Here is a 24,147-nt window from a genome sequence, read left to right as displayed (position 1 = left end):
TGAGCGCCCGTCAGCTTGTGTAATTATTAAGCGCGGCTCATAATGAGAGCCTGTTTTACTGCCATGGAAAACCCGCAAATTATAAGGCGGGTGACAAATATGACCCAACCGATTGACTCCAAACTGCGTGCAGCAGCGCTCGAATACCACGAATTCCCCACCCCCGGCAAAATCTCCGTTACCGCAACCAAACAGCTGGTCAACCAGCGTGATCTGGCACTGGCCTATTCGCCAGGGGTAGCGGCTGCCTGCGAGGAAATTGTTGCCGATCCCTCCAACGCATTTCGTTATACCTCGCGTGGCAATCTGGTCGCGGTAATTACCAACGGTACGGCGGTGCTGGGATTGGGGGCGATTGGTCCACTGGCCGCCAAGCCAGTGATGGAAGGCAAGGGCGTACTGTTTAAAAAGTTTGCGGGTATTGATGTATTTGATATCGAAATCAACGAGACTGATCCTGACAAACTCTGCGATGTGATCGCGGCACTGGAGCCAACTTTTGGCGGTATCAACCTTGAAGATATCAAGGCGCCGGAATGTTTTTATATCGAGCGTAAACTGCGCGAAAAGATGAAAATTCCGGTGTTTCATGATGATCAACACGGTACGGCGATCATTGTTGGCGCGGCCATTTTGAATGGCCTCAAAGTTGTTGGTAAAGACATCAAGAAGGTCAAACTGGCGGTTTCAGGTGCGGGTGCGGCCGCCTTGGCCTGCCTGGATTTATTGGTTGATTTGGGCTTTCCTCTGGAAAATATCTGGGTGACTGATTTGGCCGGTGTAGTTTACAAAGGTCGCACCGAGTTGATGGATCCTGATAAAGAACGTTTTGCACAGGAAACCACCTTGCGTACCTTGGCGGAAGTCATTGATGGTGCCGATATTTTTCTGGGCCTGTCTGCTGGTGGCGTGCTCAAGCAGGATATGGTCAAAAAGATGGCCGCTAAGCCGATCATCATGGCCTTGGCCAACCCAACACCAGAAATCTTACCCGAACTGGTCAAGGAAGTGCGTGATGACGCCATCATTGCCACTGGTCGTAGTGATTATCCCAATCAGGTCAATAACGTCCTGTGTTTCCCTTATATTTTCCGCGGTGCGCTGGACTCTCGTGCCACAACCATTACCCGCGAAATGGAAATTGCCACGGTGCATGCAATTGCTGATTTGGCGCAAGCTGAGCAAAGTGATGTGGTTGCCATGGCCTATGGTGATGGCAACCTCTCATTTGGCCCAGAATATCTGATTCCCAAACCGTTTGATCCGCGCCTGATCGTGAAAATTGCATCTGCTGTAGCGCGCGCAGCCGAAACGTCGGGGGTGGCAAGTCGGCCGATCAAGGACATGGAAGCCTATATTGATCAGCTGCAGCAGTTTGTTTATCAAAGCGGCACCTTCATGAAGCCGCTGTTCCAGATTGCCAAACGTTGCCCCGATGGACATAAACGGATTGTTTATGCGGAAGGCGAAGAAGAGCGTGTCTTGCGTGCTGTGCAGGTGGTGGTGGATGAAGGTCTGGCGCGACCAATCCTGGTGGCACGTGGCTCACAGATTGATCAGCGGATTGAGCGTTTTGGTCTGCGTTTAAAGCGTGGTGTTGATTACGATCTGGTGGACATTGAGTTTGACGACCGGCATCGGGACTTCTGGACGACATACTGGAAGATGGCTGAGCGCAAGGGTGTGACTGCGCAATTGGCCAAAATCGAAATGCGGCGTCGTCTGACCCTGATTGGTTGCATGATGATCCACAAGGGTTATGCCGATGGCCTGATTTGCGGCACTTTTGGTACTACGGCCATGCATATGACGTACATTGAGCAGGTCATTGGCAAAAAAGCTGGCACCAAGCTGTTTGGTGCGATGACCGGACTGTTCTTGCCCAATCGCCAGGTATTTTTGACTGACACGCATATTAATTGTGATCCGACGGCCGATGAACTGGCCGATATCACGATCATGGCCGCCGATGAAATGCGTTGCATGGGGATCATTCCCAAAGTGGCGTTGTTATCCCATTCCAATTTTGGTACCAGCAATAGCCCTAGCGCTCTCAAAATGCGTGAAACTTTGGCGATTTTGCGTGAGCGTGCACCTGATCTGGAAGTGGATGGTGAAATGCACGGTGATTCGGCACTTGACCCGGCTTATCGCTATAGTGTGATGCCCAATTCGACCTTGAAAGGCGAAGCCAATTTGCTGGTTATGCCTAATATCGAAGCAGCCAATATTGCCTATAACCTCTTGAAAACCTCGGCAGGTAACAATATTGCGATTGGGCCGATTTTGTTGGGAGCCAATTCTCCAGTCAATGTGCTGACGCCGTCGGCAACTGTGCGCCGGATTGTGAATATGACGACACTGACAGTAGTTGAGGCAAATAGTAAGAACAAGCGTTGAAAATTGTTTCTGATTACCCGGGAGGGTGCGAAAAAGTACTGCCTGGGTTGATTCCTGTGTTCTTTCAGGATAATCTTACGGGTTTGTGGTAATAAAACGACTTAACTTGGTCAGTTGTTTTAGCCAGCTATGACCATTTTTATGCGTCGGGAAAACACACTATGCTTTCCGGGAGCACTGAAATGCAACGCTTTTTAAAAATCCGACGGTTTGAACAAGGTCAGCCTGATGTTGCTGCAACCAGTGAGAGCGGCTTGTCTGCTGTGACCATCCGCACCCAAAAGGTCTGCGTCGACCGGCCAGTTGGCTGGACTGCGTATTGGACGATGCTGCTGATGCTGATGGCCAGTTTGTTATTTGGCTTTCAAGTGGCGCAGGCGCGGGGGCATCATTACCAAGCCGATGATTCATGGTTGGGCAGTTCATCTCGACTTCAGACGATTGCTGTTGATGCACTACCCGCCGAGGCACGTCAGACTTTATCGTTGATTAAGCAGGGTGGGCCTTACCCGTTCGAGAAAGATGGCACCGTGTTTGGTAACCGGGAAAAAATCTTGCCCAAAAGGTCGCGTGGTTATTATCATGAGTACACGGTGGTCACGCCCCGTTCGCATGATCGTGGCGCCAGAAGAATCATTGCAGGTGGTGTTCCTGCGACATCTGGCGAGTATTATTACACCGAAGACCATTACACCAGCTTTAAGAAAATCCAGGAATAAGAGGAAGTGATGGATCTGTTCAAAACAGTCAGACCCAATATCGTTCAGTCGATCCGTGCGTTCAGGATTGAGGACTTGCAGGAAGAAGCGGCGCGTTTGCAGCAGCATTTCCTGTTTGCCTTTTTGGCTAATGCCAGCACCAAGGCCGAGGTGATGGAAGAAATTGCCACCTCATTTTCTTTTCCCAAACATTTTGGGAAAAATTACGACGCACTGTACGATTCCCTTACTGACTTGCTCGTCAAGTCAGGTCCGCAGCCTGGTTTTGTGATTGTGCTCGAAGGTGTACCTGCCACTCTCAAATTTGACAAAGAAGCGCGTGAAACTTTATTGGATGTGTTTCGTGATGCTGCCGATTACTGGGCAGAACGAAAAATTACCTTCCGCGTGTTTTATTCTTTTGCCTGATCAATAAAAAAAGCCCGTTTTTGAACGGGCTTTTTTACTCCTACCCTCTATTTTTAGAGGATATTTAAATAAGCACTTAAGCGGTCTATTTAGGCTGGTACTAATTGGGAGTATGCTTATTTGCCCAATAAACCACCGAGCATTGATATCGCGCTTTGCAGATTAATGCCGCCTTCTGGCAGTTGACCATTGGGTGTTAATTTGTCGATCACGCCAGGCAGCAGCTCGGAAAGATGACCGCTGACAGCTTCAGTCGACAAACCTGATTGCTGCGCCAATGAGCTCAATGTGCCGTGACCCAGCACCTGTTGCAATTGTTCGGCAGAAATTGGCAGATTGCTGCCCGTGCCAATCCAGGATTGCACCACATTGCCCAAGCCATTGGATTCAAATTGCTGAACCAGGCCAGCCAAGCCGCCAGCCTGACCACCGCCACCTTGCAACATCGACAATGCAGCCTGCAGCAATTGCGCTTTGGGATCACCCGCAGCGCCCGAACCACCCAGCATGCCACCTACCATATCCAATAATCCCATTGCATTCTCCCATTCAAGTTTAAAAACCACCCCAACGTGCATGTAGTGCCGCAACAATCGCCATGCCCGCTGTTTCTGTGCGCAAAATGCGCGGCCCCAAGGACAGCCCTTGCCAACCAGCAGCAAATGCTGCTGCTTCCTCTGCCTGGGTCAGCCCACCTTCAGGCCCAATCAGCAAGATAACATGCTGCGTGTGACCATTTAGCAAACAATCGTCAATCTTTAATGTCCCACGCGGTGACAGCAGTATGCGCTGTGCGGCCAAGGGTTGAGTCTGCTCGGCAGATTGGGTGGCGCCAGCTAGCCAGTGTGAGTAATTATGGACTGGCAAGATGTTCATGAGTCGATTTCGACCGCATTGTTCACTCGCTGCCTGAACAATAGCGCGCCAATGTGACAGTCGTTTTTCGGCGCGTTCGGCAGACAAGCGCACTACGCATTTTTCCATCTGCAAGGGCTGAAAGTTTGTTACGCCCAATTCAACGGCCTTTTCAATAATCCAGTCCATTTTGTCGCCACCGGCAATGCCTTGTGCGAGTGTCAGCGAGTAGGGTGGTTCCAGCGTAACTGCTTTAAATTCATCAAGGTGAATGGTGGCTGATTTTTTTTGAATATCGATCAGGGTCGAGCGATATTCACCGCCCTGACCATTAAACACGGTAATCACATCACCGGCCGCTAGGCGCAATACCTGAATGTGGCGCACGATATCGATATCCAGCTCAATGGTGCTGGCGGGTGACAAGGGGGCATCAACAAAAAATCGGGGGGGATGACTCATAGATCCTGAAATGAAAAGCGTGTCATTGACTACGCTCGTAATGGGGAGAAATAGCGAAAAGTGGTACTGCTCTGCTAAAATAATAGGCTTTCCTCCATTTTAAGCGTGCTTTGGCACGACGCCGACATGACCACTGCAATTTCGCTCGAGTCACTCCCCATCAAAACTCAAATGGCCCATGCCATCCGCGCCTTGGCGATGGATGCCGTACAAAAAGCCAACTCCGGTCACCCTGGCATGCCAATGGGTATGGCTGAAATTGGTGTGGCCCTGTGGAGTGAACATTTGCGGCATGATCCTGCCCAACCGGGTTGGATGAATCGTGATCGTTTTGTGCTTTCCAATGGTCATGGCTCCATGCTGCTGTATGCGCTTTTGCACTTGACGGGTTACGACTTGCCAATGGAAGAAATTAAAAACTTTCGGCAGTTACATTCCAAAACGGCGGGTCATCCTGAGTATGGCATTACGCCTGGCGTAGAAACGACGACTGGTCCTTTGGGGCAAGGCATTACCAATGCCGTCGGTATGGCGCTGGCAGAAAAGCTCCTCGCCGAAGAATTTAATGAGCCAGAACTGGCAGTTGTGGATCATCATACCTATGTCTTTTTAGGTGATGGCTGTTTGATGGAAGGCATTTCCCACGAAGCCTGTTCACTGGCTGGCACATTGCAGCTCAATAAGCTCATTGCCTTATACGACGACAATAGTATTTCCATCGATGGCAGGGTTGAGCCTTGGTTCTCGGACGACACGCCCAAACGTTTCACCGCTTACGGCTGGAATGTGATTGCGGCAGTCGATGGGCATGATGTGGCTGCAGTATCGGCTGCAATCGCTCAAGCCAAACTCTCCGATAAACCAACGCTGATCTGCTGCAAAACCCTGATTGGTAAAGGTGCGCCAGGTTTGGAAGGTGGCGACAAGGTGCATGGTGCACCACTCGGTGACAAATCGATTGCTGAGACTCGCGCGGCACTGGGCTGGACGCCAGCACCATTTGAAATTCCGCAAAATATCTATGATGCTTTTGATGGTCGCAGCAAAGGTGCGCAAGCCAGCCAGCAATGGCAGTCTTTATTTGATGCCTACTCGGCCAAGTATCCAGCCAAGACAGCTGAACTGACCCGCCGCGTCAAAGGTGAGCTGCCAGCCAACTGGCAACAGGCCGTCAACGATTACGTTGCGCTCTGTATCAGCAAAGCCGAAACCATTGCTACTCGTAAAGCCAGCCAAAATGCGATTGAGGCTTATGCCGCGATCTTGCCAGAATTCTTGGGTGGATCTGCTGATCTGACCGGTTCTAATTTGACCAACTGGAAAGCCTGCAAACCGGTACGTGCCAATAGTTGGGGCAATCACATCAATTATGGCGTGCGTGAATTTGGTATGAGCGCCATCATGAACGGCATTGCTTTGCACGGTGGGTATATTCCCTTTGGCGCGACTTTTCTGACTTTCTCTGATTACAGCCGTAATGCCTTGCGCATGGCTGCGCTGATGAAGTTACGCTCGATTTTTGTGTTTACCCATGACTCGATTGGCCTGGGTGAAGATGGCCCGACTCATCAATCAGTTGAACATGTTTCCTCATTGCGTCTGATTCCTTCCATGGATGTCTGGCGACCCGCCGACACGCTGGAATCTGCCGTCGCCTGGGCTTGTGCAGTGGAGCGTCAGCATGGCCCGAGCACCTTGATTTTTTCACGACAGAATCTGACTTATCAACCCCATGATGACCAATCCCAAAGCCTGATTCGTAAAGGTGGTTATGTATTGGCTGATGCATCCAATGCCAAGTTGGTTCTGATTGCGACGGGTTCTGAAGTCGAGCTGGCCGTGAAGGCGCAACAAGCCTTGGCAGCAGAAGGTATTGCTGCTCGGGTGGTTTCCATGCCCTGTACCAATGTGTTTGACCGCCAGGACGCCGCCTATAAAGCCAGTGTTTTGCCAAAAGGCTTGCCACGTCTGGCCATTGAGGCGGGCGTCAGTGATTTTTGGCGCAAATATGTGGGCTTGGAAGGTGATGTGGTCGGCATCGATACTTTTGGTGAATCGGCTCCGGCAGGTGTTCTTTTCAAATATTTTGGCTTTAGCGTGGAAAATGTCGTTTCAAAAGCCAAGGCACTTGTATAAAAATGTAAGGCTGATTTTTAAGAGGTCAACTCGCAGTAAAAATGGTGCTGCTGCGGTTTGACCGTGACCCAATTTTTTTAATTCGCTCTCAGGAGAAAACATGACAATTCGTGTGGCAATCAATGGCTATGGTCGTATTGGTCGTAACGTGCTGCGTGCACATTATGAAGGTGGCAAGAAACATGATATCGAGATCGTTGCGATCAATGATCTTGGCAACGCCCAGACCAACGCCCATCTGACCCAGTACGATACCGCCCACGGCAAATTCAATGGCACCGTGGCTGTTGAAGGCGAATACCTGATTGTCAATGGTGACAAGATTCTGGTGACGGCTAAACGTAATCCAGCCGAGCTGCCTTGGAAAGATCTGAATGTGGATGTGGTGCTGGAATGTACCGGTCTGTTCACTACCAAAGAAAAAGCCGGTTTGCATTTGCAAGCCGGTGCTAAAAAAGTCGTGATCTCTGCCCCAGGTGGTAAAGATGTCGATGCCACGATCGTGTTTGGCGTGAACGACAACGTTCTGAAAGCCAGCGATACCGTGATTTCCAATGCTTCTTGCACCACCAACTGCCTGGCACCGCTGGTCAAGCCACTGCACGAGAAAATCGGTCTGGTAACTGGTTTGATGACCACGGTTCACGCTTACACCAATGACCAGGTGTTGACTGATGTGTATCACGAAGATCTGCGTCGTGCACGTTCTGCAACACAATCCATGATCCCAACTAAAACTGGTGCAGCTGCGGCGGTTGGTCTGGTATTGCCAGAACTGAATGGCAAGCTGGATGGTTTTGCGATTCGTGTACCAACCATCAATGTGTCGATCGTCGATCTGACATTCATTGCTGCGCGTGAAACCACGGTTGAAGAAGTCAATGCCATCCTCAAGGAAGCCGCAGAAGGCCCACTCAAGGGCATCGCCACTTACAACACCGCACCGCTGGTTTCTGTGGATTTCAACCACAATCCGGCTTCTTCCAACTTTGACGCCACACTGACTAAAGTGTCCGGCACACTGGTGAAAGTAACCAGCTGGTACGACAACGAGTGGGGTTTCTCCAACCGTATGTTGGATACCACTGTTGCGCTGGCTAACGCCAAGTAATCAGCAAGTCTTGATGACCAGCAGTCCGGCTGGTCCTGAAAATGCCCCACAAGTTGGGGCATTTTTTATTGTTGAATAGCGTGATTGAGTGATTTGATTTGCCGTAGATAGATTCAGGTATTCTGATGAACTTGGCCACGTAGGCAAGGTCAATGAGTGGTATCGATTCACCTGAAGGAGACAAGCAATGGCTTTACTTGATAGCAAAAACCAGCAACGACTTGCCAGGCAAAGCATGGGCGGCATCATATACGGTGCTGTGGTGTTTGGATTGATTGGTTGTGTGCAGGCGGGAGCGGGCGGTCTGACGACGGCTGCTTCAACCAAAAATGATGTGCCAACCGCCAACCAGCCCGCCGCCAAAAATGCCAGTTATCGACTGATCATCACTTTTCTTCATCCTGTGACAGCCAATGCGCCCGAACTACTGGCGCAGATGAGTCATTATGCGGCAGCCGAGGTCACTTATATTCGTGCCATTGATGCCACCATGCATGTTTATCAAGTGCAACCCAAACAAGCCGAGCCGGTTGCTACCTTGATTGCACGTCTGCAATCTTTTCAAAATGTAAAGGCGGTAGACGAAGATCGGGTTTTGATGCGCCAATAAGACATTTTTTGATGGGCAAGAAGTGGCAGGTCTGCGACAATGCAAGGTTAAGTATTATTCAAGTTATCGAAAAATGTGTCGTAATTCACAAGACTGGCCTTTATATTCCGGTTCATACATGTCCTTCATCCGCGCATCTCTATCGAGCATTCTGATTGGTTTGACTACTTTGGTGGTAGTGCAGCCTGCAGTTGCTGTTCAGGATGTGGTGTTGCCACGCTTGATTGTGGTGATGGATTCAGCGACAACTGCAACCCAAAATGCCACTGGGCTGCAGATTCAAAATCCTTTGTCGAGCAAGTCTTTAAAAGATATTTCGCAAGTCGCGGGGGTTAATCTTAATTACGGCAAACAGCTATGGACGCAAGGCCATTTGGTTGATTTGCCAGCCAATGCGAGTGCAGCGCAGGTGGCTGATGTGGTAGCTCGAATTAAACAACTGCCAGGTATTAAAGCCGTGACGCAAGATCGATTGGTCAAGCGTGCTGCTGTACCCAACGATCCTTATTATGCAGCGAAGCCAGATTTTACGGGTGATCCGCTGGCATCACAATATATTGCGACCAACGGGCAATGGTGGCTGAAAAAGCCACAAACACTTAATGATGCCGCTGGTGGCAATCTGGGGGCTATCAACGCCGAAGCGGGTTGGGCTATCACGACCGGTAGTAATCATGTGGTGGTGGCGGTGGTAGATACCGGTGTGCGACAACTGCCTGAAATCAGGGATCGGCTGTTGCCTGGATTTGACTTTGTTACTGCCAACCCTTTTCAAAATGATCCCACCTTTTCCAAAGATGGTGATGGCTGGGACGCAGATCCGACTGATCCAGGTGATTATGCGACTCAAAGCGAAATTGACAATACTGCTTTGCCATACGACAGCCAATGTCTGACCAGTAGTTGGCATGGCACCTTTATTACCGGTCAGATTGCTGCAGCAACCAATAACAGCATTGGTGTTGCGGGACTCGACTGGGCAGCCAAGGTGTTACCGGTGCGGGCGCTGGGCAAGTGTGGCTTTGGTAGTTTGTCTGATATTTTGTCGGCCATGCGTTGGGCGGCTGGTCTGGCAGTCAATGGTGTGCCTACCAATAACAATCCTGCCAAGATCATCAATCTTTCTTTAGGCAGTGGTACTTGTACCACTGCTGAACAGCAAGTCGTCAGTGAGTTGGTCAGTCTTGGCGTATCAGTGGTTGTCGCTGCGGGTAATAATTCCAGCGCGCCAGCCGCGCCAGCTGACTGTAAAGGGGTGATCGCAGTGGGTGGCAATTCGCGGGATGGCTCGAAACTGCGTTATAGCAGCTATGGTACCTATACAACCTTGATGGCACCTGGCGGATCAGATGGTAATCCGCTTTATTCAACCGTCAACGCGGGTAAAACCGATCCTGATAGTAATGATGCTGACAGTTATCGCGCCGAAATTGGTACCAGTTTTTCTACACCACTGGTGACGGGTACGATTTCATTGATGTTGGCGGTTAATCCCAATTTGAAGCCAGGACAGATCAAAGCTTTGCTTGAACAATCGGCCCGTCCATTCCCGAACAATTCACAAGTCACGACTAGAACGTGTACAGCGCCTAATACGGATCCTGACACGAGTGGTGACACGAAAACGCCAACAGGTTATTGCCTATGCACCAAGGCACTGTGCGGTGCAGGGATATTGGATGTCGAAACAACCTTGCAAGCCATCACGGGCAATCAACCCCCTGTTTTGGCAACCTTGCCAACCTTGCATGTGAAATCTACCGATACCGTATCTTTCAAAGTAACGGCTGCGGACGCGGAAAATGATACGGTGATTTTGTCGAGTGATGACTTGCCGGCCGGTGCTACTTTTGATGCTGTGAGTGGTCAATTCAACTGGGCCAATCCTGTGGCAGGAACCTACTTCGTCCCCTTCTATGGGGCTGATTTGGGTCGTGAGGCACGCAGCAAAGAAGTGGCCATCATTTACGTGACCGCAGCTACGACAACTACCAACACCACGACGACGAGCACCCCAACGACTACCACCTCGAGTTCATCCGGTGGTGGCGGTGCAATTGGCTGGATTGATCTGCTGTTATTGATCGGTCTGGTGGCTGGTGCAGGGTGTGTGAAAATTCTGATCAATGCCTATACTGGTAAGGGGTATCATTGAATTATTGATCAAGAAGTGTGTTTTTACTGGTTGATAATTTATACACATAGGTAGTACCTAGTCTGATAAACCAGAAGCATAAACCGGCCAGCGCGCCAGTCAAATGTGCAGCCGTCGCAATGGGCATGTTGTGACGCCAGATGATGGGCGTGCTCCAGGCATGTTCCAGCGCTAATTTGATACCGATCCACAGCATGGCGATCACACCGACATCGTTTTCCGACAGCCGCGTTCTTTTATGGACAAAGGGTTGACCAGAACCGAGCAGAGTCAGGGCACCATAAGTTGCCAAGCCATGCAGACTGCCCGACAGGCCAACATACCATTGCACTTCGGGGAAGGCATACGCCAGCATCGGCAATAAGGCGATGCCACATAACATCACGATCAATAATTGCTGCCAGGGACGCACCTGTTTGGCAAACAGCGTCATCAAGAGCGCTGTCATGATCAGGTTGAGTACCGCATGAGCCCAGCTCAAATGAATCCAGGGTGCCGTCATCAATTGCCACCAGGCACCTTGCAGGAATGTGTTGCGACGAAATCTACCCCAATCAGCCAATCCGGGGATGGCTTGATAGGTGATCACCAAGGCCGCAATGCATGACCACGCAAGCACGACAGCCAGCCAGTCAGGTTGACGGTGTGCTGTCATGTTCTGGTTTTTCATCAGTACCCAATACCTGTTGCCACAAGGCAATGACGGCGGTTCGTGGTGCTTCAATCACTGCATTGGCCACCCGTGCCCGATCGGCGCCTTCCAGGCGTACGGCGTGTTGTAATTGCCGATATAAACGATAGGCATCTTGAACCTGTGTTGCCAGGCTCGCATCAATTAGTGTGCACTGTGCCGCCAGACCCAGTAACGCAATATTGCCCAGATTGGCGGTCAGTTCGGTATGTTGTCGGGCATGTGCCAAGACCAGGTATTGGACGATGAATTCAATATCCACCATACCACCCCGATCGTGCTTGAGATCGAACAGTTGGCTCTGATTGGGATGACCATCCATAACCCGCTGGCGCATCTTGACGACTTCGCAAGCCAAGGCAGCGCTGTCACGCTCAGCGCACAAGACGGTATGACGAATTAACTCAAACTGACGGCCAATGCTGGTATCACCAGCACAAAAGCGCGCCCGGGTGAGCGCCTGATGTTCCCATATCCAAGCCGCATTATCGCCCTCACGCAATTGATAACGGCGAAAGGCTTCGAGACTGGTCACCAGCATGCCATTGCGGCCATTGGGGCGCAATGCCGTATCAATTTCAAATAGGCGGCCAGCCGCAGTGTGGCTGGATAACCAGGTGATCAGCCGTTGTGCCAGGCGTAAATAGCGAGTTGGGTCAAAGGTGTCTGGATCAGCACCCGCTGGATCGTAAAGAAAAATCAGATCAAGGTCGGATGCATAACCCAACTCTTTACCGCCGAGTTTGCCGTAAGCAATGATGGCAAAATGCATCGGTTCATCCTTAGGCGCCAATTGTTGCCATAGCGTGTTGATGGTGATTTGCAACATGCTATCGGCCAGTTCGGACAGTAAATCACTCAAGCGCTCAACCGTCAGTGTTTTGGACAAATCTTGCGCCAGAATTCTAAACACCTGGGCATGATGCTCTTCACGCAAAATATCAATTTGCCGTTCCGGGCTATCAGTATTGGCGGCCAGTTTGCGTTGCAAGGTTTGGCAAAACTCACCGATATTGGCACTGGCATATAGAAAGCCGGGTTGCAGTAATTCATCCAGCAATTGCGGATGACTGGTCAGATACTGAGCGGCCCAGCCGGAGGCCTGCAAAATATCCAGTACGCGATCCAGTGCCTGCGGATATTCAGCCAACAAAGCAATGTACGCTTGGCGACGGCCAATGGTTTCCAGCAGTTTTAAAAATCGCAAGAGCAATTGATCCAGCAGCAGATGATGGGCTTCATCAGTGGGATGAGTGGCTTGTGCAACGATCTGATTACTTTGTTGATGCAGACGGATCATCCGCTCAAAGGCCAGACTCAAGAGGCCGTTGTAGCGGAGCTGCAAGGTCTCATTCAATGCCGTATAACGGGTCGAGTTGGCCAGGTTTTTTAACTGTTCCAATACAATTGCAGGATCGGCAAAAACACTGGCATGTGTCGTGATGAGTTGCTCAAGGCTGGCTTGATCATTGAGATCAACTTTGATCTGGGTATCTGCTTGCTCAATGACGGGACCAAGATTGAGCTTGTCAGAAAAGATCGATGCAAAAATATGGGCAACGGCTTGTTGATGTTGTGACAACTGGACTTCAAAATCAGTCACTTTTCGAAAGCCCATGCTCTGGGCAATTTTGAGCAAGTCACCAGAGTCGGTCGGTAGACTATGGGTTTGCGCATCATCCAGATATTGAATACGGTGCTCCAGCTGACGCAGAAAAATATAGGCTTGCGTTAAGGTAGTGACTGTTTCGTGTTCAAGCAGATGGAGTGAAGCCTCCGTCTGCAAAATATCGAGCGTAATGCGTTGTCGTAATTGCGGTTCCTTGCCGCCACGAATCAGTTGAAATACCTGTGCAATAAATTCAATTTCACGAATCCCACCCGGCCCAAGTTTGACGTTACGCTGTCGTTCAGGTCGACCGGCCTGTTTGGTCTCGGCATCGCGCCTGATTTGTCCATGCATGGAACGCAAGGCTGCAATCGCACCAAAATCCAGATAGCGACGATAGATAAATGGATTGATGAGTTCTTCAAACTGAGCAACGACCGACGGCATGGGTAAATAGACTGGCGCGTTGGCACTTGCCAGAGCTGTCGTGATCACCCGTGCTTTCATCCAGGCATAACGTTCCCATTCGCGACCCGAGACAGTCAGATAGTCTTCCAATGCGGCAAAACTGATTGCCAATGGCCCGCTTTTGCCGTGTGGCCGCAGCATCATGTCTACCCGAAAAACAAAGCCGTCTGCGGTCATCTCACTCAACAAGCTGATCACACGTTTACCAAGCCGTACAAAAAACTCGTGATTGGATAAGTTGGTAAAGAGTGATGGTTTGTCTGTTAAAGCGCCAGGGTTGGAAGGGGATGACAGCAATCGTGTTTCACCGTCTTCGGGATAAAGAAAAATGAGATCGATATCTGAAGAGACATTAAGCTCGCAACCTCCCAACTTACCCATGCCAAGCACCATAAAGGATTGAGCCAGACCATCCTCATTACAGGGTATGCCAAAGCGGGTCGCCAGTTGTCCATAGCTCCAATAAGCCGCTAGCTGAATGGTGAGATCGGCAAGCTGACTCATCCCAAGCATGATGGCGTCCAGTGATGTTGAATCTTGCAAATCTTTTTCCATCAAACTGAGCAATACTCGAATCCGCAAGCGTCGGAATGCTGATTTGAGCAAAGATTCGTCAAGTTTGAGAAAATGGGGGGAGTGAATTGTGTCCAGCCCACAAGCCTGAGCCAGGTAGTGCTCCATTGAAGTACGAGAGCAGGCTTGAACGAGCCAGTCAGGTAACTCGGTGATGAGTGTGGGCTCTGCCTGTAAGCGTCGCGCAGCATAACGCGAGAAGATTGGGGCCAGTAATAATTCGGGCTTGGTCGAATTCATGGGAACCGTTTTTTAATGAATTGCTTTTAAGTATAGGTCGCAATGTCTAATTCGTCATTCAAAGTTGCTGCGATTCAAATGGTCAGTGGTACTCAGTTAGCATCCAATCTGGAGTCGGCAGCGCGTCTTGTTGCCCAGGCTGCAGCTAAAGGTGTTCAACTGGTGTTGCTACCCGAATATTTTTGTTTGATGGGACAAGACGATCAGGCTAAGGTGAGGATTCGTGAGCCTCATGACCAAGGTCAGGCCGCCGGTCCCATTCAGCATTTTCTATCGAATGCAGCCAAGCAACACGGTATTTGGTTGGTGGGTGGCACGATACCGCTGGCTGCCAATGATTCCGGCAAGGTACTCAATACTACGCTGGTTTTTAACCCCCAAGGCCAGGAGGTTGGACGTTACGACAAGATCCATCTGTTCGGATTCAAAAAGGGCGAAGAAAGTTATAACGAATCAGAAACCATTGAGCGTGGCAATCAGGTTGGTTTTTTTGATGCGCCAGTAGGTCGTGTTGGTCTGTCAGTTTGTTACGACTTGCGTTTTCCGGAGCTTTATCGGGCCATGAGCAAAGATGGCATTCATCCGGTCTTGATTTTGATGCCTGCCGCCTTCACCTATACAACGGGCAGCGCTCATTGGGAAGTCCTGCTGCGTGCCAGGGCTATTGAGAATCAGTGTTATGTACTGGCTTCAGCACAAGGTGGCAAGCACGAAAATGGCCGTCGTACCTGGGGTCATAGCATGTTGATTGATCCTTGGGGGCAAATCATTGAACAATTGCCCGAAGGCGAAGGCATGGTGATTGGCGATATTGATCTGTCACGCCTGAAGGACATCCGCGAGCAATTGCCAGCATTGGCACATCGGCTGCTTTAAGCATGATGAGTCACTTGCAAACAGTACGTTAATAAAGTGGTGTAATCTGTGTCCTGAACTTATTTTCTGAAGAAAGTCATCATGGTTCCTTCCGAACTTGCTATTAGAAATCTGGCGGTTGCCAAACAATTATTGCTTGAGCCTGCGGGCCTTGATGAAACCCATCTACAGGCAGCACTGGCTGAATTATTTACGCATAAGGTCAATTACGCCGACCTGTATTTTCAGTACACCAAAAACGAAGGCTGGAGTCTCGAAGAGGGTATTGTCAAATCAGGCAGTTTTGGTATCGATCAGGGCGTGGGTGTACGTGCGGTGTCTGGCGAGAAAACGGCGTTTGCCTATTCTGATGAAATCAGTATGGAAGCGTTGATCAAGTCGGCTCGCGCAACTCGTACGATTGCGGCCAAAGGTGCAGGCAAGATCAAGGTTGCGCCGACCCTGCAAACCCAATGGGGTCGTGATTTATATCTGCCCAATGATCCGATTCAATCACTTGATGCGGCTGCCAAAGTGGCTTTACTGGAAAAAGTTGAGCAGATTGCACGTGCCAAAGATCCTCGTATCATTCAGGTGATGGCGGGTTTGGCAGGTGAGTACGACGTGATTCTGGTGGCCCGTTCCGATGGTGTCATGGCGGCCGATGTTCGACCTCTGGTGCGATTGTCGGTCACAGTGATTGCCGAGCAAAACGGCCGTCGTGAGACTGGCACCGGTGGTGGCGGTGGTCGTTACGATTTTGGTTACTTTACCGACGCTTTGATCGAAGAGTATGTGCAACATGCGGTTGATTCAGCGCTGATTAATCTGGAGTCACGTCCTGCGCCTGCGGGCAATATGACCGTGGTTCTAGGCCCAGGCTGGCCAGGGGTACTCTTGCACGAGGCAATCGGCCATGGTCTGGAAGGCGACTTCAACCGTAAAGGTTCGTCAGCATTTGCTGGTCGGATTGGCGAGCGGGTTGCTGCCAAGGGTGTGACCGTGGTGGATGATGGTACGTTGCTCAATCGTCGTGGTTCGCTCAGTATTGATGATGAAGGCAATGCTACCCAGTGCACCACATTGATTGAAGACGGTATCCTCAAGGGTTATATCCAGGATAGCCTGAATGCCCGTTTGATGGGTGTGCCAGTCACTGGCAATGCGCGCCGAGAGTCTTTCGCGCATCTGCCGATGCCGCGGATGACCAATACCTATATGTTGGCGGGTGACAAGGATCCAGCTGAAATTATTGCTTCAGTCAAAAATGGTTTGTATGCCGTGAATTTTGGTGGCGGGCAGGTTGACATTACCAATGGCAAGTTTGTCTTTTCTGCCAGTGAGGCCTACATGATTGAAGATGGCAAAGTGACTTACCCGGTCAAAGGTGCCACCATTGTGGGCAATGGGCCTGACGCCTTGACTCGGGTTGCCATGATTGGCAATGACATGTCGCTGGATACCGGTGTTGGTATTTGCGGTAAGGATGGTCAGAGTGTGCCAGTGGGGGTAGGTCAGCCGACTTTGCGTATTGATGGTATGACCGTGGGCGGTACCGCCTAGCATTACCATGTCTTAACTCTGTCATGAACAACTTCAAGCTGTTAAGTGTCGGATTATTAGGATTGTTATTGTCGGGGTGTGGTGGGGGATTTTCGTTTGTTTATTCGAATATCCCCAATGGTCTTTGTGTCATACGTAATGAACCTGGTATTGTCGTGCGTTTTGTCGATGCCCGTACCCGCCAGTCTTTGGTGGTACAGGCATCTGGATTCGTGACTGACGGTGGGTATCAGGAAAGCTTGCGCTCGGTTCAATATTCCGTATCAGGCGGTTATGCTCAGGAGCTCCAGGCGGCGTATAACCGGCCTGGGATCTACGATGTGCAGGTGATTGTTTCCAGTAATAGTCAGCTGTACACTTTTGCTAATATTCAGGTCTTCAGTCAGCCTTGCAATATTCAGCCAACCTTGATTGAAATCCCAATTTAAAATAGTTTTTTTATAGGCTGATGTTTGTTACTGCATGATCAGCCTACTATTTTCGTGCTCCTGGCATCATGCCTTTCATGCCGCGCATCATCTTGGCCATGCCGCCTTTTTGCATTTTTTTCATCATGGTCTGCATCTGTTCAAACTGGGATAGCATGCGATTAACATCTTGTACTTGTACACCAGCACCTGCAGCAATCCGACGTTTACGCGTGGCTTTGATCAAATCTGGTTTGGCGCGTTCTTCCAGTGTCATTGAATTGATGATGCCTTCCATGCGACGCATCTGTTTTTCAGCCTGATTCATATCAGCTTGTCCTGCCGCGGCCTGAAACTGAGCAGGTAATTTATCCAGCAGCCCGCCCAGACCACCCATTTTTTTCATTTGACCCAGCTGCATCTTGAAGTCATTCAGATCAAAACCTTTGCCGGACTTGAATTTGGTGGCCATTTCTTGTGCAGCATCCAAATCCACACCTTTTTGCGCCTCCTCCACTAAGGAGAGAATGTCGCCCATGCCCAATACGCGGTTGGCCATCCGATCTGGATAAAATATTTCCAGGCCGGTTAATTTTTCGCCCATACCGACAAACTTGATGGGCTTGCCAGTAATGTGACGCACGGACAGAGCGGCACCACCGCGCGCATCACCATCCAGTTTAGTCAGGATGACGCCAGTAAGGGGTAAGGCATCACTGAATGCTTTAGCGGTATTCACCGCATCTTGACCGAGCATGGCATCAACCACAAATAATGTCTCGATCGGTTTCAGGGCGGTATGTAATTCACCAATTTCTTTCATCATGGCGGCATCGATGCCCAGACGGCCAGCAGTATCAACGATCAAGACATCAAAAAAGTGGCGCTTGGCATAATCCAATGCCGCCAAGGCAATATCGACTGGCTTGTCAGTGGGTTGGGATGGGAAAAAATCAGCACCAACCTGTTTGGTGACAGTTTCCAGCTGAGCAATCGCTGCGGGTCGGTAGACGTCGGCAGAAACGGTCAAAACCTTTTTCTTGCTAATCTTCGGGCCCAACAGGGATTGACTACCTTCAACCAATAATTTGGCCAGTTTTCCGACGGTGGTGGTTTTGCCGGCACCCTGCAAACCCGCCATCAAAATAATCGCCGGCGGTTGCGTCGCAAAGTTGAGGAGAGATGCATCAGGGCCGAGATCACCACCCATAATAGCGGTCAATTCTTTATGTACAACGCCCACCAGTGCTTGTCCAGGGGAGAGGCTGGAGATGACCTCTTCACCTAATGCTTTTTCTTTGACTCGGCTGATAAATTCACGAACTACCGGTAATGCTACATCGGCTTCCAGCAACGCCATCCGAACTTCTCGGAGCATTTCCTGGGTGTTGGCTTCAGTCAACCTTGCTTCGCCCTTCATGGTTTTAATGACGTGGGACAGGCGCTTGGATAAATTGTCTAACATGGATGTAGGATCGGGTTGGAGGTAATGAAAAGAATTGGTCGGGGTTGTTGTAAACTTCCCCTATGCTTATTTTACTGTACGCAATGACTGCTTTTGTCTACCTTTTGCTGGCGGGTGTCGCCTTCAGGGGAAATACTGTCCTTGAAAAAAATAGTTCTGCTAAAACTTTGGGACTATTGTTTGCAGTATTACTGCATGGTTTCTTGCTGCATGAAACGATTTTTGTTGTGCGAGACTCGACTATGGTAATGCAGTTTGGTTTTGCGCCAGCCTTATCCACCATGTTTTGGCTGGGTGCTGCAATTTATTTGATTGAGGGACTTTTTTTCTCAATTGAGGGTTTGGCCGCGATTATTTTCCCATTAACGGCGATTGCCGTGGTACTGCCGCTATTCTTTCCTTCTTATCAAAGTGTTACCTATATTCATAACCCGCTATTTAAAGCTCACTTCATTATTGCATTTCTATCATATGGCCTGTTCGCAATTGCGGCCATGCATGCCGTTTTAATGGTGATTGCTGAACAAAGACTGCATCGAGCCATTGTGTCAAATAATGATTCTGTGGGTCTGAATGGTTTTGTATATCGCTTGATCGATCGATTGCCGCCTTTGCTGACATTGGAGCGGCTGCTTTTCAGGATGATTTTTGTGGGTTTTGTTTTACTCAGTTTGACCTTGATAACAGGGCTGGTTTTTTCAGAACAGTTATTTGGTCGAGCTTTTCGATTTGATCATAAAACTGTCTTTGCAATTTTATCTTGGGTGATCTTTGGTTTATTGATCTTGGGCCGACAATTCTATGGCTGGCGAGGGCAGCTAGCTTTACGCTGGACTTTCTCTGGTTTCATTGCTTTGCTACTGGCTTATATCGGTAGCCGATTTGTTCTGGAGGTGATATTACATCGTGTCTAAATTTATTCTTTGGTTGCTCACACTGATTTTGGGCTATATCTGGTGGAAGCATCGTCGTATGGAGTCGGCGCGAGAAGTGAGCAGAAACGATGCAGTCAGTCAGCATGCCGCTCAAGAACTTGAGTCCATGGTGGCGTGTGCTCGTTGTGGTGTTTTTTTCCCATCGTCTGAGGCCTGTCAATCTGGTGAACAAAGTTATTGCTGCCCAGACCATGCAAAACTCGGTGCTCAGCACCAATAAAGGGTTTCCTTAAACAGCTCATGACCAACTCAATTAGAAATATGGGTAATCCTGTTAAGGTGCTGGCAAGTGTTGCCATGCTCTCAAGGCAGGTATTTCCCAAGAGTTTCTGGACTTCGCTGACGGCATTTGCTTCGGCGCGTCTGGTTTTAGCGTTGGTCATGTTTATCAGCCAATTCTTCAAGCAACTGTCATTGACCCAGTTTTTTGAGTCGGTTGAAAAAGATGTCATGCTTGCCAATGGCATCTACTTCTTGTTGGGGGCGATGGCACTTTGCTTGGCATTGTGGTGGCGCCATCGTTTTTACTGGCAGTTGCTAGGACAGATCATCTTGGATTTGGTCATGTTGACGGCATTGCTAACGGTCAGTGGTGGCATGAAAAGTGGCTTTGCCATTCTTTATTTGTTTCCGGTGGCGGGTGCTGCCGTTCTTGGACCTTTAGGTTTTCCAATATTGGCGGCTACGACTGCTACAGTGGCTATGCTCTATCAAGCCATTCTTGCTTATTTTCAACATGAGGCCGAGTCTTCGATTTTGCAGGTTGGTTTGCTTTCGGCCGCGCTATTTGCAACGGCATTGCTCATGCATCGTTTCGCTGTCAGATTGATTGCTCAGGAGCGACTTGCCAATCAACGTGGGTTGGACCTCAAATACCAACTTGAGATTAATCAATTGGTGATTGCTGAAATGCAGGATGGTGTGTTGATTGTTAAACGGGATGGATCCATCATCGCCAGTAATCAGGCCGCCCAGGATATTTTGGATCTTTCTGGGCGAGCCATTGCACCTTATAACCTGTATCGAATTGAGGGATTGGACAAGCTAGGGCAGAAATTTCGGCAATGGCAAAGACGGATGGCAGAAAGTCAGTTTAACTTGGAGCATGAGATTTATTTTGTCTTGGAAGATAGTGTCACCCAATTTGAGGCTGCTCAGAAAATAAGTCAATCTGATCAGGATGCTGAAATGTTCAAATCGCAGAAAAAAAATCGACGGTTACGGGCGCGTTTTGTAGAGCCTCATCAGAGTGATCACGATATTCAACCTGAAGCGCATCAGTCAATCATCTATCTAGAAGACATGGGACGTGTGGAAGAGCAGGCGCAGCAGTTAAAACTTGCTTCTATGGGGAGACTCACAGCCAGTATCGCTCATGAAATCCGTAATCCCTTGGCAGCGATTAGTCATGCCAATGCCTTGTTGGCAGAAGAGTTTGCTGAAGCCGATAATCCGGCGCTCTATCAACGCATGACCCGGATTGTTCAAGAAAATGTACTGCGCCTGAACAGAATTATTGAAGATGTTCTGCAAGTCAGTAAAAAAGTCCGGGTTGATCAGGAGCCTTTGGAGTCTGAGATTGCTGTCAGGGAGATTATCGGGGACTTTTTGCGTGATCGATCGTTGGACGATGCCATGGTACATCTCCAGATTGAAGAGACCGATAACGTCTTGTTCGATCCATTTCATCTGCGACAGGTGGTGATGAATCTGATGGTCAATGCGCAGCGTTATGCCAGTGGCAAGCCCGGCTCCATTGTAGTCAGACTCAATGCTGGTGTGAGAAATCGGTTGGAGCTGACTATCAAAAACGATGGTCCGGAGATTCCGTCTGAGGTAAGGCAGCATCTATTTGAGCCTTTTTTTACAACTGCAGCCAAAGGTACTGGTTTGGGGTTGTATTTGGCCAGAGAACTTTGTATTTCAAACGGTGCTGAAATCTACTATCGCAGTGGTGCATCGATGAATGGGGCGACGCCACGACCTAGAGTGGGCGGCGAGTTTGTTATTAGCTTGAAAAGATGGCAAACCAAGTGGTCTGACACGCTGCCACTGGGGCGTGATTTCCGTTCAGAGCACGCGCTTGATTTACCAACTATTCAACGCGCTGTTCAATACACAGAGCAACCTTCCTCCACAGATAACCGATATAAGAATTAATTGAAGAGAATATGGTGAGTCAAAGCTTTTCCAAATCAATGCCCAGCCAAATAAGCGCTGCCAAGAGCGGTAGATCTTCTGTGCTCGTTATTGATGACGAGGCTGATTTACGTGAATTGCTGGCAATTACGATTATCAAGCTTGGTTTTGATGTCGAGTTGGCGGGAACCGTTGAAGAAGCCAAAACATTGCTGGGTCAACAAACGTTTGATTTGGTTTTGACGGATATGCGTTTACCAGATGGCGATGGTATTGCATTGGTCAAACTGGTCAATGAGCAATATCCCCAAACACCGATTGCCGTCATTACTGCTTTTGGCAGTGCAGAAACTGCGGTCAATGCTTTAAAGGCCGGTGCCTTTGATTATTTATCAAAGCCGGTATCGCTTGATCAATTGCGGATTCTTGTCCAGGCGGCGATCGGTGCTCGACTCGAAACGGGGAAAGGGAGCTCAGGTTTATCGAGTCCCAAACCGGTGACCAATGGACCACGTCTGGCAAGCGGACCGAGTAAATCTGTGACACCAAGAATGGTAGGTGATTCTGCGGCGCTTAATGATGTGCGTAACAGCATTGTCCGGCTGGCCAGAAGTTTGGCACCAGTCGCAATCAATGGTGAGTCGGGTAGTGGCAAAGAGTTGGCGGCTAGGGAGATTCATGCGGCTAGTTCGCGTATGGATAAGCCTTTTGTTGCGGTTAACTGTGGTGCAATTCCAGAGACTCTGATGGAAGCAGAGTTTTTCGGATATAAAAAAGGTGCATTTACTGGGGCGGATACTGAGAGAGAAGGCTTTTTTCAGGCGGCGCATCAAGGAACGCTCATGTTGGATGAGGTGGCCGATTTGCCGCTCCCCATGCAGGTCAAGTTATTGCGTGCAATACAGGAGCGTCGTGTTCGTAAAATTGGTTCTTCGATGGAGGAGTCAGTAGATGTCCGAATTATCAGTGCGACTCACAAGAATCTTGGTCAATTGGTTGCACAAGGTGCTTTCAGGCAGGATCTGTTTTATCGACTGAATGTGATAGAGCTGAAATTGCCATCATTGCGCGAGCGTCGTGAAGATATTGTTTTACTTGCAGAGCAGATACTTGCCAGATTGTCTTGGCAGGCTGATTCTGGTACTGCCAAAACCTTATCTCAAGAAGCAGTATTGGCTTTGCAGAACTATTCATTTCCGGGCAATGTGCGTGAATTAGAAAATATTCTGGAACGTGCAGTAGCGTTTGCAGAAGGGCCTCGAATTGAGGTTGTCGATTTAGGACTGATTGAACCTTTATTGTCTTTGCAGGCCGGGCAGTCACTTGAGAATTCTGCTTTTGAAGTAGTCAAATCTGACACAGTGCAGTTTGATAAGGCACTGCTGCCCGATTTTGCGGCATCTGGTTTGCCGACCCCCTTGCCAGAATATCTGGATTTGCTTGAGCGGCAGGCCATTATGGTTGCCTTGGAGCAAACCCGCTATAACCGCACTGCCGCAGCAAGATTGCTTGGCGTGAGCTTCAGGCAATTACGATATCGGATGCAGCGTTTGGATATTCAGGTGCCAGAATAAATATGTTAAGTATGGCTGACGGCTGGTTGGTTGCCTCATCGGATTTTCCGCAAGGTTTGATCAGCTACGAAACATCACCCAATTTTGAAAGCAGACCGCTGGAAGCGGTGGTTAGCTTATTGGTCATACACGATATCAGTCTACCACCCGGACAGTTTGGTGGTAGGTATGTGCATGATCTGTTTCTGAATCGACTTGATTGCAATGCTGACGATTATTTTGAGCAACTTGAAAATCTTCGCGTATCGGCACATTTTTTCATTGATCGAGCAGGCTCAGTTTGTCAATTTGTGTCATGTGACAATCGTGCCTGGCATGCGGGCAGATCGAGTTTTCAAGGGCGTGAAAACTGTAACGACTTTTCGATTGGTATCGAGTTGGAGGGGACTGATGAGACCCCCTTTTCTGAGGGGCAATATCAGATGCTAGCGCAACTCACGCGTACATTGATGTCGCACTATCCTATTACTGCAGTGGTTGGACACGCTGACATTGCACCTGGACGCAAGACCGATCCTGGTCATTGTTTTGATTGGCAAGCATATCAATCACTCTCCTTGCTTCCGAGCGAGTCTTTGCCATTCCAGAGCTTTAAGGCCTAATTACTTTTTTGTTTGAATCCGGTTAGCTTAAACCTGATGGCTTTTCTATAGTAGTTTCCCGAGTGCATCGGAAACAATTTTTTTACTGAATACTTGGCTAGGTACAGTGATCTCAACTATACTAGCTGTAGTTGTTTTTTCCAGTATAACTACTACATGTAGTGTATAAG

The 24,147-nt window shown here is 49.3% G+C and carries 19 protein-coding genes and 1 pseudogene; 15 read left to right on the top strand and 5 right to left on the bottom strand.

The features are described from left to right. Nucleotides 1-99: 99 nt before the first annotated feature. The 3 genes and pseudogenes from ACMYR3_RS14530 to ACMYR3_RS14520 all read left to right on the top strand — a co-directional run. The gene (locus ACMYR3_RS14530) at nucleotides 100-2,400 is read left to right on the top strand and encodes an NADP-dependent malic enzyme (RefSeq protein ID WP_424192644.1); all 2,301 of its coding nucleotides are present in this window, start codon (nucleotides 100-102) and stop codon (nucleotides 2,398-2,400) included. A 326-nt stretch (nucleotides 2,401-2,726) separates the two neighbouring features. Continuing rightward, on the top strand, nucleotides 2,727-3,119 hold the full coding sequence (locus ACMYR3_RS14525; protein ID WP_424196543.1) for a ribonuclease domain-containing protein: 393 nt from the start codon (nucleotides 2,727-2,729) through the stop codon (nucleotides 3,117-3,119). After that, nucleotides 3,120-3,527, top strand: a pseudogene (locus tag ACMYR3_RS14520) (barstar family protein); the annotation flags it as partial. A gap of 116 nt (nucleotides 3,528-3,643) precedes the next feature. On the opposite strand, the gene ACMYR3_RS14515 reads toward ACMYR3_RS14520, so the two are convergent. Continuing rightward, complete coding sequence (locus tag ACMYR3_RS14515) at nucleotides 3,644-4,063, bottom strand: YidB family protein (RefSeq protein ID WP_424192643.1); 420 nt, start codon at nucleotides 4,061-4,063, stop codon at nucleotides 3,644-3,646. 19 nt (nucleotides 4,064-4,082) lie between these two features. Then, on the bottom strand, nucleotides 4,083-4,844 hold the full coding sequence (locus tag ACMYR3_RS14510) for a 16S rRNA (uracil(1498)-N(3))-methyltransferase (protein WP_424192642.1): 762 nt from the start codon (nucleotides 4,842-4,844) through the stop codon (nucleotides 4,083-4,085). Between the two features lie 126 nt (nucleotides 4,845-4,970). Here ACMYR3_RS14510 and tkt point away from each other — a divergent pair, with 126 nt between their 5' ends. The 4 genes from tkt (at nucleotide 4,971) to ACMYR3_RS14490 (ending at nucleotide 10,856) form a co-directional block, all read left to right on the top strand. Continuing rightward, nucleotides 4,971-6,980, top strand: a complete 2,010-nt coding sequence (gene tkt, locus ACMYR3_RS14505; protein WP_424192641.1) for a transketolase — start codon at nucleotides 4,971-4,973, stop codon at nucleotides 6,978-6,980. Between the two features lie 100 nt (nucleotides 6,981-7,080). Continuing rightward, nucleotides 7,081-8,091 (top strand): type I glyceraldehyde-3-phosphate dehydrogenase, encoded by a 1,011-nt coding sequence (gap, locus tag ACMYR3_RS14500; RefSeq protein ID WP_424192640.1) that lies wholly within the window; start codon nucleotides 7,081-7,083, stop codon nucleotides 8,089-8,091. Nucleotides 8,092-8,278: 187 nt separating this feature from the next. Further along, nucleotides 8,279-8,701, top strand: a complete 423-nt coding sequence (locus ACMYR3_RS14495) for a hypothetical protein (protein ID WP_424192639.1) — start codon at nucleotides 8,279-8,281, stop codon at nucleotides 8,699-8,701. Nucleotides 8,702-8,819: 118 nt separating this feature from the next. Continuing rightward, on the top strand, nucleotides 8,820-10,856 hold the full coding sequence (locus tag ACMYR3_RS14490; protein ID WP_424192638.1) for a S8 family serine peptidase: 2,037 nt from the start codon (nucleotides 8,820-8,822) through the stop codon (nucleotides 10,854-10,856). A 1-nt stretch (nucleotide 10,857) separates the two neighbouring features. Here the strand turns inward: ACMYR3_RS14490 and rrtA are convergent, their stop codons facing one another. After that, nucleotides 10,858-11,526 (bottom strand): rhombosortase, encoded by a 669-nt coding sequence (gene rrtA, locus ACMYR3_RS14485; RefSeq protein ID WP_424192637.1) that lies wholly within the window; start codon nucleotides 11,524-11,526, stop codon nucleotides 10,858-10,860. Then, nucleotides 11,489-14,437, bottom strand: a complete 2,949-nt coding sequence (gene glnE, locus ACMYR3_RS14480; protein WP_424192636.1) for a bifunctional [glutamate--ammonia ligase]-adenylyl-L-tyrosine phosphorylase/[glutamate--ammonia-ligase] adenylyltransferase — start codon at nucleotides 14,435-14,437, stop codon at nucleotides 11,489-11,491. The genes rrtA and glnE overlap by 38 nt, the downstream gene beginning before the upstream one ends. A gap of 42 nt (nucleotides 14,438-14,479) precedes the next feature. Between glnE and ACMYR3_RS14475 the strand changes: the two genes are divergently transcribed. The 3 genes from ACMYR3_RS14475 to ACMYR3_RS14465 all read left to right on the top strand — a co-directional run bounded on the left by ACMYR3_RS14475 (nucleotide 14,480) and on the right by ACMYR3_RS14465 (nucleotide 17,283). Next, complete coding sequence (locus ACMYR3_RS14475; protein WP_424192635.1) at nucleotides 14,480-15,313, top strand: carbon-nitrogen hydrolase family protein; 834 nt, start codon at nucleotides 14,480-14,482, stop codon at nucleotides 15,311-15,313. 81 nt (nucleotides 15,314-15,394) lie between these two features. Further along, the gene (gene tldD / locus ACMYR3_RS14470; RefSeq protein WP_424192634.1) at nucleotides 15,395-16,855 is read left to right on the top strand and encodes a metalloprotease TldD; all 1,461 of its coding nucleotides are present in this window, start codon (nucleotides 15,395-15,397) and stop codon (nucleotides 16,853-16,855) included. 23 nt (nucleotides 16,856-16,878) lie between these two features. After that, nucleotides 16,879-17,283, top strand: a complete 405-nt coding sequence (locus ACMYR3_RS14465; RefSeq protein WP_424192633.1) for a hypothetical protein — start codon at nucleotides 16,879-16,881, stop codon at nucleotides 17,281-17,283. A gap of 46 nt (nucleotides 17,284-17,329) precedes the next feature. Here ACMYR3_RS14465 and ffh read toward each other — a convergent pair whose 3' ends face one another. Beyond that, complete coding sequence (ffh, locus tag ACMYR3_RS14460; RefSeq protein WP_424192632.1) at nucleotides 17,330-18,727, bottom strand: signal recognition particle protein; 1,398 nt, start codon at nucleotides 18,725-18,727, stop codon at nucleotides 17,330-17,332. A gap of 62 nt (nucleotides 18,728-18,789) precedes the next feature. On the opposite strand from ffh, the gene ACMYR3_RS14455 reads away from it, so the two are divergent. Genes ACMYR3_RS14455 through ampD form a run of 5 tightly spaced genes read left to right on the top strand, consistent with a single transcriptional unit; the run spans nucleotide 18,790 to nucleotide 23,977 of the window. Continuing rightward, entirely contained in the window at nucleotides 18,790-19,641 is an 852-nt protein-coding gene (locus tag ACMYR3_RS14455; protein WP_424192631.1) for a cytochrome C assembly family protein, read from the top strand. After that, nucleotides 19,634-19,882 (top strand): PP0621 family protein, encoded by a 249-nt coding sequence (locus ACMYR3_RS14450; protein ID WP_424192630.1) that lies wholly within the window; start codon nucleotides 19,634-19,636, stop codon nucleotides 19,880-19,882. The genes ACMYR3_RS14455 and ACMYR3_RS14450 overlap by 8 nt, the downstream gene beginning before the upstream one ends. A 20-nt stretch (nucleotides 19,883-19,902) precedes the next feature. Further along, the gene (locus tag ACMYR3_RS14445) at nucleotides 19,903-21,822 is read left to right on the top strand and encodes a two-component system sensor histidine kinase NtrB (protein WP_424192629.1); all 1,920 of its coding nucleotides are present in this window, start codon (nucleotides 19,903-19,905) and stop codon (nucleotides 21,820-21,822) included. 38 nt (nucleotides 21,823-21,860) lie between these two features. Further along, nucleotides 21,861-23,375, top strand: a complete 1,515-nt coding sequence (locus ACMYR3_RS14440; protein WP_424192628.1) for a sigma-54-dependent transcriptional regulator — start codon at nucleotides 21,861-21,863, stop codon at nucleotides 23,373-23,375. An 11-nt stretch (nucleotides 23,376-23,386) separates the two neighbouring features. Further along, on the top strand, nucleotides 23,387-23,977 hold the full coding sequence (gene ampD / locus ACMYR3_RS14435) for a 1,6-anhydro-N-acetylmuramyl-L-alanine amidase AmpD (protein ID WP_424192627.1): 591 nt from the start codon (nucleotides 23,387-23,389) through the stop codon (nucleotides 23,975-23,977). Nucleotides 23,978-24,147 lie beyond the last annotated feature (170 nt).

Origin of the sequence: Ampullimonas aquatilis, assembly GCF_049675895.1 — a bacterium.
Lineage (GTDB): Bacteria > Pseudomonadota > Gammaproteobacteria > Burkholderiales > Burkholderiaceae_D > Ampullimonas > Ampullimonas aquatilis.
Note: the sequence above shows the minus strand (reverse complement) of the source record. Positions and strands in the feature narration are given on the sequence as shown.